The sequence below is a fragment of the Massilia sp. UYP34 genome (genome assembly GCF_056279385.1).
Window position 1 is genome coordinate 216369 of record NZ_JBWBRF010000002.1, and the last position, 13652, is coordinate 230020.

Below are 13652 nucleotides of genomic sequence, written 5' to 3' on the forward strand. Positions count from 1 at the left end.
CGCATGCTGAACAAGAAATTCTCGCCGGAGCGCCAGAGCGCCTTCGAAGCGCGCTTCGAGGCGCAAAAGATCGCCTATGGTCCGGTGGTGTTCCAGTGCGTGCGCTACGCCTGGAAGCGCGGCATGCTGCAGGCGATCGCCGACGCCGGCGCGACCGGCCTGTCGATCGACGAGCTGGCGCAGGACGGCCGCTGGACGCCGTACGTGCTGAAGGTGGTGCTGGAAACCTGCCTGTCGGCCGGCGTGGTCCTGATCGACGCGGGCCGCTACGCCCTCGACAAGACCGGTTTCGTGGTCCTGACCGACCCCATCACCCAGGTCAACATCGACTTCAACCACGATGTCTGCTATCAGGCGATGTTCGACCTCGAAAGGGCGCTCGACGCCGAACGCCCGCTCGGGCTGAAGGTGTTCGGCGACTGGCCGACCCTGTACCAGGGCTTGTCGCAGCTGCCGGAACCGGCGCGCAGCAGCTGGCTGGCCTTCGACCACTATTATTCGGACACCTCGTTCCCCGAGATCATGCCGGACGTGTTCGCGACCGCGCCGCGGCGCCTGATGGACATCGGCGCCAATACCGGCAAGTTCACGCTGGCCGCGCTGGCCTACGACAAGGCGGTCGCGCTGCACCTGGTCGACCTGCCGGGCCAGCTGGCGGTGGCCGACGCCAGGCTCGCCGAGTGCGGGCTGCGCGCGCGCGCGACGCTGCACCCGACCGACCTGCTCGACGAAGCGGCGGCGCTCCCGGGCGAGATGGACCTGATCTGGATGAGCCAGTTCCTGAGCTGCTTCTCGGAGGCCGCGATCGCCAGCATCTTCCGCCGCGTCGCGGGCGCGCTGGGTCCGCGCGGCCAGGTGCTGGTGCTCGACACCTTCTGGGACCGCCAGCGCTACGACATCGCGTCCTATTGCCTGATCAATACCTCGCCGTATTTCAACGTCCTCGCCAGCGGCAACAGCAAGGTCTACGAAAGCGGGGATTACATCCGCCTGGCGCGCGCCGCGGGACTGGAACTCCTGACCGCCCGCGACGGCATCGGTTACTGCCACTCGCTGCTGCGTTTCGCCAGGGCGGAGCGGCAATGATGTTCCATCCCTGCGTCGTGATCCCGGTGTACGACCACGAGCACGCGATCGGCAAGGTCCTGGCCCAGGTGCTCGAACACGGCCTGCCATGCATCCTGGTCGACGATGGCAGCGCGCCGGCCTGCGCCGCCGTGCTGGACCGGCTTGCGGCGGCCCATCCCGGCCGGGTCGTGCTCGAACGCCATGCGCTCAACCAGGGCAAGGGCGGGGCAGTGCTCACCGGCTTCGCACGGGCGCGGCGCGACGGCTACAGCCACGTGCTGCAGGTCGATGCCGACGGCCAGCACAGCGTGGCCGACATCCCGCGCTTCCTGGACGCGGCGCGCGCGCGGCCGGCGGCGGTGGTGGCGGGCTGCCCGGTGTACGACGAATCGGTGCCGGCGCTGCGCCTGTATGCGCGCTACCTGACCCACGTGTGGGTCTGGATCAATACCTTGTCGCTGGCGATCCGCGATTCGATGTGCGGCTTCAGGGTGTATCCGGTGACGGCGGTCATGGCGCTGGCGGCGCGCCGCCGGCTCGGGCTGCGCATGAATTTCGACATCGAGATCCTGGTGCGCCTGTACTGGGACGGCAGCGAGGTGGTGAACCTGCCGACCAGGGTCGGCTACCCGGAAGACGGCGTGTCGCATTTCAAGGCCTGGACCGACAACGTCCTGATCACCCGTCTGCATGTGGCGCTGTTCTTCGGCATGCTGCCGCGCATTCCCACCCTGCTGGTGCGCACATGGCGCAACTGAAGAGCGCGCCCGACGCGCCGCATTGGGCGGCCATCAACGAAGCGAGCTTCGTCGGCGGCATGCGCCTGCTGTTCTGGATCTGCCGCGTGTTCGGCCGCTGGCCGTTTCGGCTGGCGCTGTATCCGGTGCTGCTGTGGTACGTCGCGACCCAGGGCCGGGCGCGCCGCGCGTCGAGCGGCTATCTCGCGCGCGCCGGCGCGCCGCATGGTTTCCTTGGCGTGCTGCGCCACTTCGGCGCCTTCGCCGAGGCCATCCTCGACAAGATGCTGCTGTGGGGCGGGCTGTTCGATTTTTCGAAGGTCTCGCTGCATGGGGCCGAGCCGCTGCTGGAACGGATCGCAACGCGGCGCGGCGCACTGCTGGTGTGCGCCCACCTGGGCAATCTCGACCTGTGCCGCGCGCTTTCGCTGCGTACGCCGGGCCTGAAGGTGACGGTGCTGGTGCACACGCGCCATGCGCAAGCCTTCAACGCCATGCTGGCCAGGCTCGATCCGCGCAGCGAACTGAATCTGATGCAGGTCACCGACATGACGCCGGCCATGGCAATGCAGCTGTCCGAGCGGATCGAACGCGGCGAGTTCGTCGTGATCGCCGGCGACCGGGTGCCGGTGGCAAAGGCGCCGCGGGTGGCGCTGGCGCCGTTCCTGGGACAGGCGGCCGCCTTTCCGGTCGGCCCGTACGTGATGGCCTCGGTGCTGGGCTGCCCGCTTTACACCATGTTCGCCGTGCGCCAGGGCGATCGCCACGAGCTGCACTTCGAGCTCTTGCGCGAACGCGTGTTGCTGCCGCGCGCCAGCCGCGACGAGGCGCTTGCGCGGCTCGCGACCGACTATGCCGCCCGGCTCGAGCGCCACGTGCGCCGTGCGCCGCTCGAATGGTTCAATTTCTACGACTTTTGGCAAGACCCCGGATCGGAACGCCCTGATGCAGCTTGATGACCTGAACCAACCCGCGCGCACGGTGCGCTTCGACCGCGAGCGCCTGGCCCTGGAAGACGTGGTCGCCATCGCGCGCGGCGCCGCGCAGCCGGTGCTGTCAAGCGACCCGGCGTTTCGCGCCGCGATCACGCGCGGCGCCGACTTCCTCGACCGCCTGCTGCGCGAGGACGGCGCCATCTATGGCGTGACCACCGGCTATGGCGACTCGTGCACGGTGCCGGTGCCGCTGTCGCTGGTGGCTGAACTGCCGCACCATCTGTACACCTACCATGGCTGCGGCCTCGGGACGTTCCTGACGCCGGCCGAGACCCGCGCCGTGATGGCCGTGCGCCTGGCGTCGTTGTCCAAGGGCTTCTCGGGCGTGAGCATCGGCCTGCTGGAGCAGATCGTGCGCCTGTTCGACGCCGGCCTGTTGCCGCTGATCCCGAGCGAAGGCTCGGTCGGCGCCAGCGGCGACCTGACGCCGCTGTCCTACCTGGCGGCGGTGCTGTGCGGCGAGCGCGAAGTGCTGCGCGACGGCGTGCAGGTGCCGGCGGCGCAGGCGCTGCGTGAAGCCGGCATCGAACCGTTGCGCCTGCGGCCGAAGGAAGGCCTGGCGATCATGAACGGCACCGCCGTCATGACCGGCCTGGCCTGCCTGGCCTGGGACCGCGCCGATTACCTGGCGCGCCTGACCACCCGGATCACCGCCCTGGCGTCGTTCGCGCTGGACGGCAACGACCATCATTTCGACGAAACCCTGTTCTCGGTCAAGCCGCACGCCGGCATGCAGGGCGTCGCCGCCTGGCTGCGCCAGGACCTGGAATATGGCGGCCAGCGCGAGCGCAACGGCAAGCGCCTGCAAGACCGCTATTCGATCCGCTGCGCGCCGCACGTGATCGGCGTGCTGGCCGACGCCTTGCCGTTCTTCCGCGCGGCGATCGAGAATGAGCTCAACAGCGCCAACGACAATCCGATCATCGACGCCGAGGGCGAGCGCGTGCTGCATGGCGGCCATTTCTACGGCGGCCACATCGCCTTCGCGATGGACGGCATGAAGAACGCGGTGGCCAACCTGGCCGACCTGCTCGACCGCCAGATGGCGCTCCTGGTCGATGCCCGCTACAACGCCGGCCTGCCGGCCAACCTGTCGGGCATGGAAGGCGAACGCGCCGCGATCAGCCATGGCCTGAAGGCGCTGCAGATCAGCGCCTCGGCCTGGACCGCGGAAGCGCTCAAGCTGACCATGCCGGCCTCGGTGTTCTCGCGCTCCACCGAATGCCATAACCAGGACAAGGTCAGCATGGGCACGATCGCCGCGCGCGACTGCCTGCGCGTGCTGGAACTGACCGAGCAGGTGGCGGCCGCACTCCTGATCACGGTGCGCCAGGGCGCGTGGCTGCGCCGCCGCCTCGATCCGGCGCGCGCGCTGCCGGCGCCGTTGGCGCGCATGCTCGAACTGCTGGGCGACGACGTGGCGCCGGTGACCGAGGACCGCCGCCTCGACCCCGATCTGCGCCGGCTGCTCGAACGCATCCGCGACCAGGCATGGAGCCTGTATGCGTAAGCTCAAAACGCCGGCGCGTTGGTGGGCCGAGGTCGAGATGCAGGTCCAGTTCTTCGACCTGGACCCGATGCAGATCGTCTGGCACGGCAACTACGTCAAGTACCTCGAGGTCGCGCGCTGCGCGCTGCTCGACAAGATCGGCTACAACTACGAGCAGATGCGCGAATCGGGCTATATGTGGCCGATCATCGAGATGAACCTGCGCTACGCCGGCCCGGCCACCTTCGGCCAGCGCCTGCTGTTGCGCGCCGAGATCGTCGAGTGGGAAAACCGCCTGCGCATCGACTACCTGATCCTCGACGCCGCCAGCGGCAAGCGCCTGAACCGCGCCACCACGACCCAGGTCGCGGTCGACATCCAGAGCGGCGAGATGTGCTTCGTCTCGCCGCCCATCCTTTTCGACAAGTTGGGAGTGCCAGCACCATGAAACAACTCCTCGCCATGGCGGCGCTGGTAATCGGCGCAGGCACAGCCGCCGGCCTTGCCCAGGCCGCCGCGCCGGTCGCGCGGATCCAGGCCATGCTGGACAAGCCCGAGCAGCTGTGCGGCCGCTTCGACCAGACCAAGCGCCTGGCCGGCATGAAGAAGCCGCTGCTGTCGAACGGGCGCTTCTGCGTGGTCGCCGGCAAGGGCGTGCTGTGGCGCACCTTGAAACCGTTCCCGAACACGCTGCGCCTCAAGCGCGACGAGATCGTCCACCTCCAGGGCGAGCGGGTCGCGATGCGCCTCGACGCCAGCCAGGAGCCGACCGTGCGCATGATCAACGGCGTGCTGTTCTCGCTGCTGGGCGGCGACCTGGGCCGGCTCGACAGCCTGTTCGAGGTCGACGGCAGCGCGAACGCCGACAGCTGGAAGGTCGCGCTCAAGGCACGCAATGCGGCGCTGGCGCGCGCGGTCGGGACGATCGCGCTCGAAGGCGGCGCCCACGTGCGCAGCATCCAGATGGTCGAGGAGAGCGGCGACCGCACCGAGATCGTGTTTTCAAGCATCAAGACCGGCCCGGGCGCGGTCTTGCCGGAAGAGGCGGCCCAGCTTTGATCGGCCAACGTCGCCTGGCGCTGGCCTGGGCCCTCGTCGTGTGCCTGCTGGTCGGGCACAACGCCTGGCTGTGGATCGGCCAGCGCGTCGCGCCGAATACCGACATCCTGGCCCTGCTGCCGCTCGAAAAGCGCGATCCGGTGCTGCAGCAGTCGTTCACCCATATGGTCGACAGCGCGCAGCAGCGGGTGGTAATGCTGGTCGGCGCGACCGAGTGGGACGCCGCGGGGCGGGCGGCCGACGCCTATCGCCAGGCGCTGGCGCCTCACGCGGGCCTGCTGGCCTTCGATGCGATGGGCGACGACGCGCAGGCCGGCTGGCTGGCCAGCCTGCAGCCGCACGCCACCTTGCTGGCCGGCGCCGAGCAGGAGCGCCGCATGCGCACGGAGCCGGCCCGGTTCTGGGTCGACGACGCGCTGGCGCGCCTGTACAACGCGTTTTCGGGCCCCAGGCTGGGATCGTTCCGCGACGACCCCTTCGGCCTGTTCGCCGGCTGGGCCCAGGAGCGCGCCGGCGAAACCCCGGTGCGCCCGCGCGACGGCCGCCTGTTCGTGGCTGGCGAAGGCCGCGACTACGTGCTGCTGACCTATACCCTGACGCAGCCGGCGTTCTCGCTCGGCGCCCAGGACGCCGTGGCGCCGCTGCTGGAGCGGGCGGCGGCCTCCGCAAGGCGCGCGGCGCCGGGCGCCGAGGTGATCGCCGCCGGCGTCGTGCTGCACGCCGCCGCCGCCGGCCGCCAGGCCAGCCGCGAGATCCACACCATCGGCGTGGGCTCGCTGATCGGCATCGTGCTGCTCACCTGGCTCACCTTCCGCACGCTCAAGCCGATTGGCCTGACCCTGCTGGCGATCGGGGTCGGCTTCCTGGGCGCCTTGTCGGTGTGCTGGCTGCTGTTCGGCCAGATCCACCTGTTGACCCTGGTCTTTGGCGCCAGCCTGATCGGCGTGGCCCAGGACTACGGCATCTATTTCCTGTGTCATCGCCTGCGCGCCGATCCGGCGCTCGATTCGCCGACCCTGTTGCGGCGCCTGCTGCCGGGCCTGGGCCTGACCCTGCTGGCGGCGGTGATTGGCTATCTTGGCCTGGCGCTCACGCCGTTCCCGGGACTGCGCCACATGGCCGTGTTCTCGGCCCTGGGCCTGGTGTTCGCATGGCTGACCGTCGTCTGCTGGTTCCCGGCCCTGATCTCGGCCGATACCCTGCAAGCGGGCTGGCTGGCGCAGCGCTATCGCGGCGTGGTGCGCCATTGGCCGCGCCTGTCGGGCAAGCCGGCGCCGCTGGCGCTGGTGGCGCTACTGGGCGCCGTCGCGCTCGGCGGCTGGTCGCAACTGACCACGAACGACGACATCCGCTCGCTGCAATCGTCTCCGCCCGGCCTGGTCCAGGACCAGATCAAGCTGGGCAAGCTGCTCGACGCCCCAAGCCCGGTCCAGTATTTCCTGGTCCGGGGCGCCTCGGCCGAACAGGTACTGCAGCGCGAGGAAGCGCTCAAGCGCCGGCTCGATCCATTGATCGCCGCGCGCCACATCGGCGGCTACCAGGCGCTGTCGAACTGGGTGCCGTCCGCGCGCGTCCAGGCCGAGCGTCTGGCGCTGATCGAGGACAAGCTGCTGCGCGCCGGCGGCCCATTGACGATGCTGGCGGCCGAGATCGGGGAAGATCCCGCATGGGCGGGTGTCACCGCCGCCCACCTGCGCAGCCAGGCAAAACCGATGCTGGTCGGCGACTTCCTGCGCAGCGCGGCGGCCGAACCGTGGCGCCATCTGTGGCTGGGCGCGATCGATGACGGCAACGGGCAGGTCCACGCCAGCATCGTGGCCCTGCGCGGCCTGCGCTACGCGTCGCTGCCCGTGCTGGCCGGCGCCGCCGACGGACTCGACGGCGTGCAATGGGTCGACAAGGTCGGCGGCATCTCGGCGGTGCTGGGCAGTTACCGCGCCACCATGGGTTGGGTGGTGCTGGGCGCCTATGCGGTGGTGCTCGCGGTCCTGTTCCCGCGCTATCGGGGCCGTACCTGGCGCGTGCTGGCGCCGACCGCGGCGGCCAGCGTGCTCACGGTGGCCCTGCTCGGCTACAGCGGCCAGCACCTGCAGCTGTTCCACGTGCTGGCGCTGATGCTGCTGCTCGGCGTGGGCGTCGATTACGGCATCTTCATGCAGGAAGAGTCGGGCGAGGGTGACGATGCCCCCTGGCTCGCGGTCGGGCTGTCGGCGGCCAGCACCATCCTGTCTTTCGGGCTGCTGGCCCTGAGCGGCACCCCGGCATTGCGGGCCTTCGGCCTGACCATGCTGGCCGGCGCCGCGCTGGTCTGGCTGCTCGCCCCCTGTTTTTCAGTATCGAAGGAATCGCATCATGCAACGCCTGTCCCGGCTTGAACGTCTGGCGCCGCTGGCGGCCGCCTTGCTGCTCGCGGCCTGCGCCACCCGACCCGAGACGCCGGCGCGCCTCGGCCTGCGCCTGGCGCCGGCCACGCTCGGCGCCACCATCAGCGTGCAGCAGCAGTTGACGGTCGAACGCGCCGGCAGCACCAACGACCTGCTGGCGGCGCTCGAAGTCGATCCCCGGCGGGTCAGCCTGGTCGGCCTGGCGCTCGGCATGCGTGTGCTGAGCCTCGAGTTCGACGGCCTCGAAGTCACCGAATGGCGCCATCCGATGCTGCCGTCCCAGGTGCGCGCCGCCGACGTGCTGGAAGACCTGCAGCTGACCTTGTGGCCGGTCGAGCAGATCGCGCGCGCCTTGCCGCCCGGCTGGGAGGTCGAGGACCAGGGGCTGCGGCGCACCCTGCGCCGCGACGGCGAGGTGGTGGCCACCATCACCTACAGCGGCCTGCCGCGCTGGCAGGGCACCGCGGTCCTGGACAACCAGCGCTACCACTACCGGCTGACCGTGGTGTCGGCATCCGAATGAAGACCGTCATGCCCCATGTGTACCTGAACGACTGCGCGCTGCTGTGCGCGCTGGGCAGCGAGCGCGCGACCATCGCGCGCCGCCTCCTGGTGGACGCCGCGAGCGGTCTGGTGGTCTCGGACGCCTGCTCGCCCGGACGATCCTTGCCCCTGGGCCGCGTGCAGGCCGCGCTGCCCGATCTGGCCGGCTTGCCGCTCTCTCTGCGCAGCCGCAATAACGCACTGGCGCTGGCGGCGCTGGCGCAGATCCGGCCTGCCGTCGACGCCGCGATCGCGCGCCACGGCGCGGCGCGGGTCGGCGTGGTGATCGGCACCAGCACCTCGGGGGTGAGCGGGGCCGAGTCGGCGCTGGCCGTGCACCTCGCCGATGGCGTGCTGCCCGAGGGTTTTCACTACGGCCAGCAAGAGATGGGTTCGGTCGCCGAGCTGCTCGCGCGTGAGCTGGGCGTCGGCGGTCCGGCCTACGTGCATTCGAGCGCGTGCTCGTCGAGCGCCAAGGCGCTGGCGAGCGCCGCGCGCCTGATCCGCATGGGCCTGTGCGACGCCGTCGTCACGGGCGGCGTCGATACCTTGTGCGGCTTTACCGTCGCCGGCTTCAGCGCCCTGGAATCGGTGAGCGTCGCCCGCTGCAACCCGCTCAGCGCCAAGCGCAACGGCATCAACCTGGGCGAGGCCGCGGCGCTGTTCCTGATGAGCTGCGACCCGGCGGCGGTGGCGCTGTGCGGCTGGGGAGAATCGTCCGACGGCCACCATATCTCGGCGCCCGACCCGGAAGGCGTGGGCGCGCGCATCGCGATGCGCGACGCATTGAGGCGGGCGGGCATCGACGCCGGCGCGATCGATTACATCAACCTGCACGGCACGGCGACCGTGCAGAACGACGCCATGGAGTCGCGCTCGGTAGCGGCGCTGTTCGGCGCCGGGGTGGCGGTCAGCTCGACCAAGCCGTTCACCGGCCACACGCTGGGCGCGGCCGGCGCGGTCGAGGCGGCGTTCTGCTGGCTGGCGATGCAGGACGATAACCCGGACGGCCGGTTGCCGCCGCACCTGTGGGACGGGGAACAGGATCCGGCGCTGCCGGTATTGAACCTCGCGCTCCCGGGCGCGTGCCTGGGCCGCCCCATCCGTTATGCGCTGAGCAATTCGTTCGCCTTCGGCGGATCGAATGCGGCGCTGCTGTTCGGGAGGACCGCATGAGCGCGCGCCAGGAGGACCCGATCGATATCCACAGCCTGGTGCCGCACAGCGGCGCCATGTCGCTGCTCGGACGCTTGCTGGCGGCCGACGACGAGAACCTCTGCGCCGAGGTGACGATCACCCCGGACAGCATGTTCTGCGTCGACGGCGCGGTGGGCGCATGGGTCGGCGTCGAATACATGGCGCAAGCCGTCGCCGCCCACGCCGGCCATGCGGCGCGCCTGCGCGGCGCGCCGGTGCGGGTCGGTTTTTTGCTCGGCACGCGTCGCTATGCGTGCTCGGTGCCGGCATTCGCCGCCGGCAGCCGGCTGCACGTCCACGTGCAGCGCGCGCTGCAGGGCGAGAACGGCCTGGGGGCATTCGACTGCCGCATCGTGGACGGCAACGACGGGCGCGAGCTCGCGACCGCCACCATCACCGTATTCCAGCCCAATAATGTCGAAGAGTTTTTGCAACGGAGTCCAGAATGAGTAGTATCCAGAAAAGCGTGCTGGTGACGGGGTCGTCGCGCGGCATCGGCAAGGCCATCGCCCAGCGCCTGGCGCGCGACGGCTACGACGTGGTCGTCCATTGCCGCGACCGGCGCGCCGACGCCGACGCGGTGGCGGCCGGTATCGTGGCGGCCGGCGGCGCGGCGCGCGTGTTGCAGTTCGACATCGGCCAGCGCGAAGCGACCGCCGAGGCGCTGCTGGCCGACATCGAGCGGAGCGGCTGTTATTACGGCGTGGTGGCCAATGCCGGCGTGGCGCGCGATACGGCTTTCCCGGCCATGAGCGGCGAAGAGTGGGACGTGGTGCTGGGCACCAACCTGGATGGCTTCTTCAATGTGCTCAACCCATTGGTGATGCCGATGGTCCAGCGCCGCAAGCCCGGCCGCATCGTGACCATGGCCTCGGTCTCGGGACTGATCGGCAACCGCGGCCAGGTCAACTACAGCGCCGCCAAGGCCGGCATCATCGGCGCGACCAAGGCGCTGGCGCTGGAACTGGCCAAGCGCGAGATCACCGTCAACTGCGTGGCGCCTGGCCTCATCGAGACCGACATGATCGCCGAGGTGCCGCTGGACGAGGCCCTCAAGCTGGTGCCGGCGCGCCGCGTCGGCCGCCCGGAAGAAGTGGCGGCCGCGGTCAGTTACCTGATGTCGGAGGACGCCGCCTACGTGACGCGCCAGGTGTTGTCGGTGAATGGGGGGCTGGCATGAACCGCCGCGTGGTGGTGACCGGCATGGCCGGGATCAGCCCGCTCGGCAACGACTGGCCGACGATCCGCAAGCGCCTGGGGGCCTACCGCAACGCCATCGTGCGCATGGAGGAATGGGCGGGCTACGAAGGCCTGAATACCCAGCTTGGCGCGCCTGCCGCGCCGTTCGAGCTCTCGACCCGCTACGACCGCAAGGCCACGCGGAGCATGGGCCGGGTGGCCCTGCTGGCCACCCGCGCCAGCGAACTGGCGCTGCACGACGCGGGCCTGCTCGACCATCCGCTGCTGAAGAGCGGCCAGATGGGCGTGTCGTTCGGTTCCTCGGCCGGCACGCCGAGCGCCATCGGCGACTTCGGCCGCATGATGGAAGAGCGCACCACGCGCGGCATCAACGCCACGACCTACATCAAGATGATGGCGCATACGGCGCCGGTGAACATCGGCGTGTTCTTTGGCGTGACCGGCCGCGTGATCACGACGTCGTCGGCCTGCACCTCGGGCAGCCAGGGTATCGGCTACGCCTACGAGGCGATCAAGAGCGGGCGCCAGCTGGCCATGATCGCCGGCGGCGCCGAAGAGCTCGATGCGACCGAGGCGGCGGTGTTCGACACGCTGTTCGCCACGAGCACCCGCAACGACGCGCCGCAGACCAGCCCGCGGCCGTTCGACCGCGCCCGCGACGGCCTGGTGATCGGGGAGGGCGCCGGCTGCCTGATCCTCGAAGAGCGCGCGCATGCGCTGGCGCGCGGCGCCGCCATCTACGCCGAGCTGGTGGGGTTCGGCACCAACAGCGACGGCACCCACGTGACCCAGCCCAATGCCGCCACGATGAAGGTGGCGATGGAACTGAGCCTGCGCGACGCGGGCTTGAGTCCGGACGCCATCGGCTACGTCAATGCGCACGGCACCGCCACCGCCCATGGCGACCTGGCGGAGAGCCAGGCCACGCACGCCGTGTTCGGCAAGCGCATGCCCATCAGTTCGCTCAAGAGCTATATGGGGCACACGCTGGGCGCCTGCGGTGCGCTGGAAGCATGGATCAGCATCGAGATGATGCGCGAAGGATGGTTTGCGCCGACGCTCAACCTGGACGACATCGATCCGGAATGCGGCGAACTCGATTACATCCGCGGCGAGGGACGCCAACTCGACTGCGACTACGTGATGTCAAATAATTTTGCGTTCGGCGGCATCAATACGTCGCTGATATTCAAAAGGTAGTGCCCTTCAATCAAAACTAAAAAAGGAAGTCCATGAAAGCTACTCGCCGCACCATCCTCGTGCTTGCCGTCGCCGCAGCGGTTCCGCTGCTGCAAGGCTGCGCAACCAAGATCAAGGCATCGTCGCTGAACAATCCGGCGCCGACCGAGGCGTTCTCGCAGTATGGCCGCATCGACGTCAAGCCGGTCGTGTTCGCCGCCGGCTACAAGGGCAACCAGGCTGCGTTGGGCAAGATTGCCGAGAATTTTGCCAAGGACCTCGGCCCGTCGGTGCAGAAATGGAATAGCGTTCCGGCCAACGGCCGTACGCTGACCGTGGAGCCGGTGGTGGAGCAGATTTCGTTCAAGAGCGGCGCCAAGCGCGTGTTCCTGGGGCCGTTTGCCGGCAGCTCGGGCGTGCTGATGCGCGTGACCTACCGCGACCAGAACGGCAAGGTCGTGGCCAGCCCACAGTTCTTCCAGCGCGCCGGCGCCATGGCGGGTGGCTTCACGATGGGCGTCCATGACAACCTGATGCTCAACCGCGTGGCCAAGCTGGCCAGTGACTACACCATCGCCAACTACGACCGTGCAGTCGGCGGCCCGACCGGCGCCGACGACGCCGCCGTCGCAGCGCCGTAATCACGGCACAGGGGCGGCGTGCTCCGGATTGCATGCCGCCCCGCAAGTATTTCAGACCTGACCGAAAGAGAAAACATGAAGAAGCTGGTCCTGAGCGCAGCCATTGCCCTGTTCGCCACCACCATGCCCGCCCAGGCGCGTGACACCGTCCATATGATGTCGATCGAAGCCGCCCTCGATGCCAATGACGCCCGCGCGCGTCTGGGCGACGGCATCAAGTTCTACTTTGGCGACCAGAAGACCCCGCAAGTCATCGAGCGGCTTGGTTCGGACAAGACCAGCCAGAAGACCAATTCCTTCGGCAAGTCCGCCGAGACCTCGTGCAACTGGGTGTTTCTCTCGGCAATGTTGCGGCTACGGGCGCGCGCGCAGGAGCTCGGCGCGAACGCCGTCGTGAACATCGTCAGCAATTACAAGAACGTCGAGCGCGCCAGCGCCACCGAGTTCGAATGCCACGATGGCGCCATCATGACCGGCGTCGCGCTCAAGGCCGACTTCGTCAAGATCCAATAAAGCGCCCCGGTGCCGATGGTGTCGCGATGACGTCGACCGGTCAGGTCCTGCTGTGGGCGGTGGATGCCGACGCCGTCGCGCCGGAGGCGCTGGAGCGCCATGCCGCGTGGCTGGGCGCATCGGAACGGGCGCGCTGCGCGCGCTTCGTGCGTCCCGAACGGCGGCGCCAGTTCATCATCGGGCGCGCTTTGCTGCGGCGCGCGCTGGGCAGCCTGCTCGGGACCGAGCCGGCCGCGATCTGCCTGGAGGAGCGCCCGGGCCTGGCGCCGGCCCTGTCGCCGCAGGCGGACGTCGATTTCAGCATCTCGCATAGCGGCCGCTGGGTCGCCTGTGCGGCGGGAGCGGGCGTCGGCCTCGGCCTCGGCCTCGACATCGAGCGTATCGATGCGGCGCGCGACGTCATGGCACTGGCAGAGCAAGCCTTCAGTGCGCACGACGTGGCGGTATTGCGCGCCAGCGAGCCGGCAAGTCGCCGGGTCGCCTTCTACCGCATGTGGTGCGCACACGAGGCCCGCATCAAGCTCGGGCGCGCGAGCGTCGCCGAGTATCCGCTCGCGCTTCCGGGCCTGGCGGGCATGCTGGCCTCTACGCAGCCGCTGGAAACCGTCCCGGTCCTGACACTGCTGCGGCTCGGCGCCCCGTGAACC

General features: G+C 69.4%; 15 protein-coding genes. All 15 read left to right on the forward strand.

Going from position 1 to position 13652, the window contains the following annotated elements; translation table 11 throughout:
* Positions 1–3 precede the first annotated feature (3 nt).
* Positions 4–1086 (forward strand): methyltransferase, encoded by a 1083-nt coding sequence (locus ACZ9AQ_RS04350; RefSeq protein ID WP_429202533.1) that lies wholly within the window; start codon positions 4–6, stop codon positions 1084–1086.
* Positions 1083–1826, forward strand: coding sequence for a glycosyltransferase family 2 protein (locus ACZ9AQ_RS04355; protein WP_429202531.1), 744 nt, complete (start codon positions 1083–1085; stop codon positions 1824–1826). Before ACZ9AQ_RS04350 ends, ACZ9AQ_RS04355 begins: the two co-directional genes overlap by 4 nt.
* The gene (locus ACZ9AQ_RS04360; RefSeq protein WP_429202530.1) at positions 1814–2761 is read left to right on the forward strand and encodes an LpxL/LpxP family acyltransferase; all 948 of its coding nucleotides are present in this window, start codon (positions 1814–1816) and stop codon (positions 2759–2761) included. Before ACZ9AQ_RS04355 ends, ACZ9AQ_RS04360 begins: the two co-directional genes overlap by 13 nt.
* The gene (locus ACZ9AQ_RS04365) at positions 2751–4310 is read left to right on the forward strand and encodes an HAL/PAL/TAL family ammonia-lyase (protein WP_429202528.1); all 1560 of its coding nucleotides are present in this window, start codon (positions 2751–2753) and stop codon (positions 4308–4310) included. Before ACZ9AQ_RS04360 ends, ACZ9AQ_RS04365 begins: the two co-directional genes overlap by 11 nt.
* Positions 4303–4737 carry an acyl-CoA thioesterase gene (locus ACZ9AQ_RS04370; RefSeq protein ID WP_429202526.1) on the forward strand — a complete coding sequence of 145 codons (435 nt, stop codon included), beginning with the start codon at positions 4303–4305 and terminating at the stop codon, positions 4735–4737. The genes ACZ9AQ_RS04365 and ACZ9AQ_RS04370 overlap by 8 nt, the downstream gene beginning before the upstream one ends.
* The gene (locus ACZ9AQ_RS04375) at positions 4734–5348 is read left to right on the forward strand and encodes a LolA family protein (protein ID WP_429202524.1); all 615 of its coding nucleotides are present in this window, start codon (positions 4734–4736) and stop codon (positions 5346–5348) included. Before ACZ9AQ_RS04370 ends, ACZ9AQ_RS04375 begins: the two co-directional genes overlap by 4 nt.
* Positions 5345–7723, forward strand: a complete 2379-nt coding sequence (locus ACZ9AQ_RS04380; RefSeq protein WP_429202523.1) for an MMPL family transporter — start codon at positions 5345–5347, stop codon at positions 7721–7723. The genes ACZ9AQ_RS04375 and ACZ9AQ_RS04380 overlap by 4 nt, the downstream gene beginning before the upstream one ends.
* Complete coding sequence (locus ACZ9AQ_RS04385; protein ID WP_429202521.1) at positions 7701–8255, forward strand: DUF3261 domain-containing protein; 555 nt, start codon at positions 7701–7703, stop codon at positions 8253–8255. Before ACZ9AQ_RS04380 ends, ACZ9AQ_RS04385 begins: the two co-directional genes overlap by 23 nt.
* Positions 8252–9451, forward strand: a complete 1200-nt coding sequence (locus tag ACZ9AQ_RS04390) for a beta-ketoacyl-ACP synthase (protein WP_429202519.1) — start codon at positions 8252–8254, stop codon at positions 9449–9451. The genes ACZ9AQ_RS04385 and ACZ9AQ_RS04390 overlap by 4 nt, the downstream gene beginning before the upstream one ends.
* The gene (locus ACZ9AQ_RS04395; protein WP_429202517.1) at positions 9448–9921 is read left to right on the forward strand and encodes a hotdog family protein; all 474 of its coding nucleotides are present in this window, start codon (positions 9448–9450) and stop codon (positions 9919–9921) included. The genes ACZ9AQ_RS04390 and ACZ9AQ_RS04395 overlap by 4 nt, the downstream gene beginning before the upstream one ends.
* Complete coding sequence (gene fabG, locus ACZ9AQ_RS04400) at positions 9918–10652, forward strand: 3-oxoacyl-ACP reductase FabG (protein ID WP_429202515.1); 735 nt, start codon at positions 9918–9920, stop codon at positions 10650–10652. Before ACZ9AQ_RS04395 ends, fabG begins: the two co-directional genes overlap by 4 nt.
* A complete protein-coding gene (locus ACZ9AQ_RS04405; protein ID WP_429202513.1) occupies positions 10649–11872 on the forward strand; it encodes a beta-ketoacyl-ACP synthase in 1224 nt (407 codons plus the stop codon). The genes fabG and ACZ9AQ_RS04405 overlap by 4 nt, the downstream gene beginning before the upstream one ends.
* A 32-nt stretch (positions 11873–11904) precedes the next feature.
* Positions 11905–12492, forward strand: a complete 588-nt coding sequence (locus tag ACZ9AQ_RS04410) for a hypothetical protein (RefSeq protein WP_429202512.1) — start codon at positions 11905–11907, stop codon at positions 12490–12492.
* Between the two features lie 75 nt (positions 12493–12567).
* Positions 12568–13005 carry an excinuclease ATPase subunit gene (locus ACZ9AQ_RS04415; protein WP_429202510.1) on the forward strand — a complete coding sequence of 146 codons (438 nt, stop codon included), beginning with the start codon at positions 12568–12570 and terminating at the stop codon, positions 13003–13005.
* Positions 13006–13031: 26 nt separating this feature from the next.
* Positions 13032–13649 (forward strand): 4'-phosphopantetheinyl transferase family protein, encoded by a 618-nt coding sequence (locus ACZ9AQ_RS04420; protein ID WP_429202508.1) that lies wholly within the window; start codon positions 13032–13034, stop codon positions 13647–13649.
* The last annotated feature ends 3 nt before the right edge of the window (positions 13650–13652 follow it).

Coding starts and splice junctions, on each gene's coding strand:
- ACZ9AQ_RS04395 (WP_429202517.1), top strand. CDS start 9,448: ATGAGCGCGCGCCAGGAGGACCCGATCGATATCCACAGCCTGGTGCCG.
- ACZ9AQ_RS04405 (WP_429202513.1), top strand. CDS start 10,649: ATGAACCGCCGCGTGGTGGTGACCGGCATGGCCGGGATCAGCCCGCTC.
- ACZ9AQ_RS04350 (WP_429202533.1), top strand. CDS start 4: ATGCTGAACAAGAAATTCTCGCCGGAGCGCCAGAGCGCCTTCGAAGCG.
- ACZ9AQ_RS04355 (WP_429202531.1), top strand. CDS start 1,083: ATGATGTTCCATCCCTGCGTCGTGATCCCGGTGTACGACCACGAGCAC.
- ACZ9AQ_RS04385 (WP_429202521.1), top strand. CDS start 7,701: ATGCAACGCCTGTCCCGGCTTGAACGTCTGGCGCCGCTGGCGGCCGCC.
- ACZ9AQ_RS04375 (WP_429202524.1), top strand. CDS start 4,734: ATGAAACAACTCCTCGCCATGGCGGCGCTGGTAATCGGCGCAGGCACA.
- ACZ9AQ_RS04360 (WP_429202530.1), top strand. CDS start 1,814: ATGGCGCAACTGAAGAGCGCGCCCGACGCGCCGCATTGGGCGGCCATC.
- ACZ9AQ_RS04410 (WP_429202512.1), top strand. CDS start 11,905: ATGAAAGCTACTCGCCGCACCATCCTCGTGCTTGCCGTCGCCGCAGCG.
- fabG (WP_429202515.1), top strand. CDS start 9,918: ATGAGTAGTATCCAGAAAAGCGTGCTGGTGACGGGGTCGTCGCGCGGC.
- ACZ9AQ_RS04415 (WP_429202510.1), top strand. CDS start 12,568: ATGAAGAAGCTGGTCCTGAGCGCAGCCATTGCCCTGTTCGCCACCACC.
- ACZ9AQ_RS04365 (WP_429202528.1), top strand. CDS start 2,751: ATGCAGCTTGATGACCTGAACCAACCCGCGCGCACGGTGCGCTTCGAC.
- ACZ9AQ_RS04420 (WP_429202508.1), top strand. CDS start 13,032: ATGACGTCGACCGGTCAGGTCCTGCTGTGGGCGGTGGATGCCGACGCC.
- ACZ9AQ_RS04390 (WP_429202519.1), top strand. CDS start 8,252: ATGAAGACCGTCATGCCCCATGTGTACCTGAACGACTGCGCGCTGCTG.
- ACZ9AQ_RS04370 (WP_429202526.1), top strand. CDS start 4,303: ATGCGTAAGCTCAAAACGCCGGCGCGTTGGTGGGCCGAGGTCGAGATG.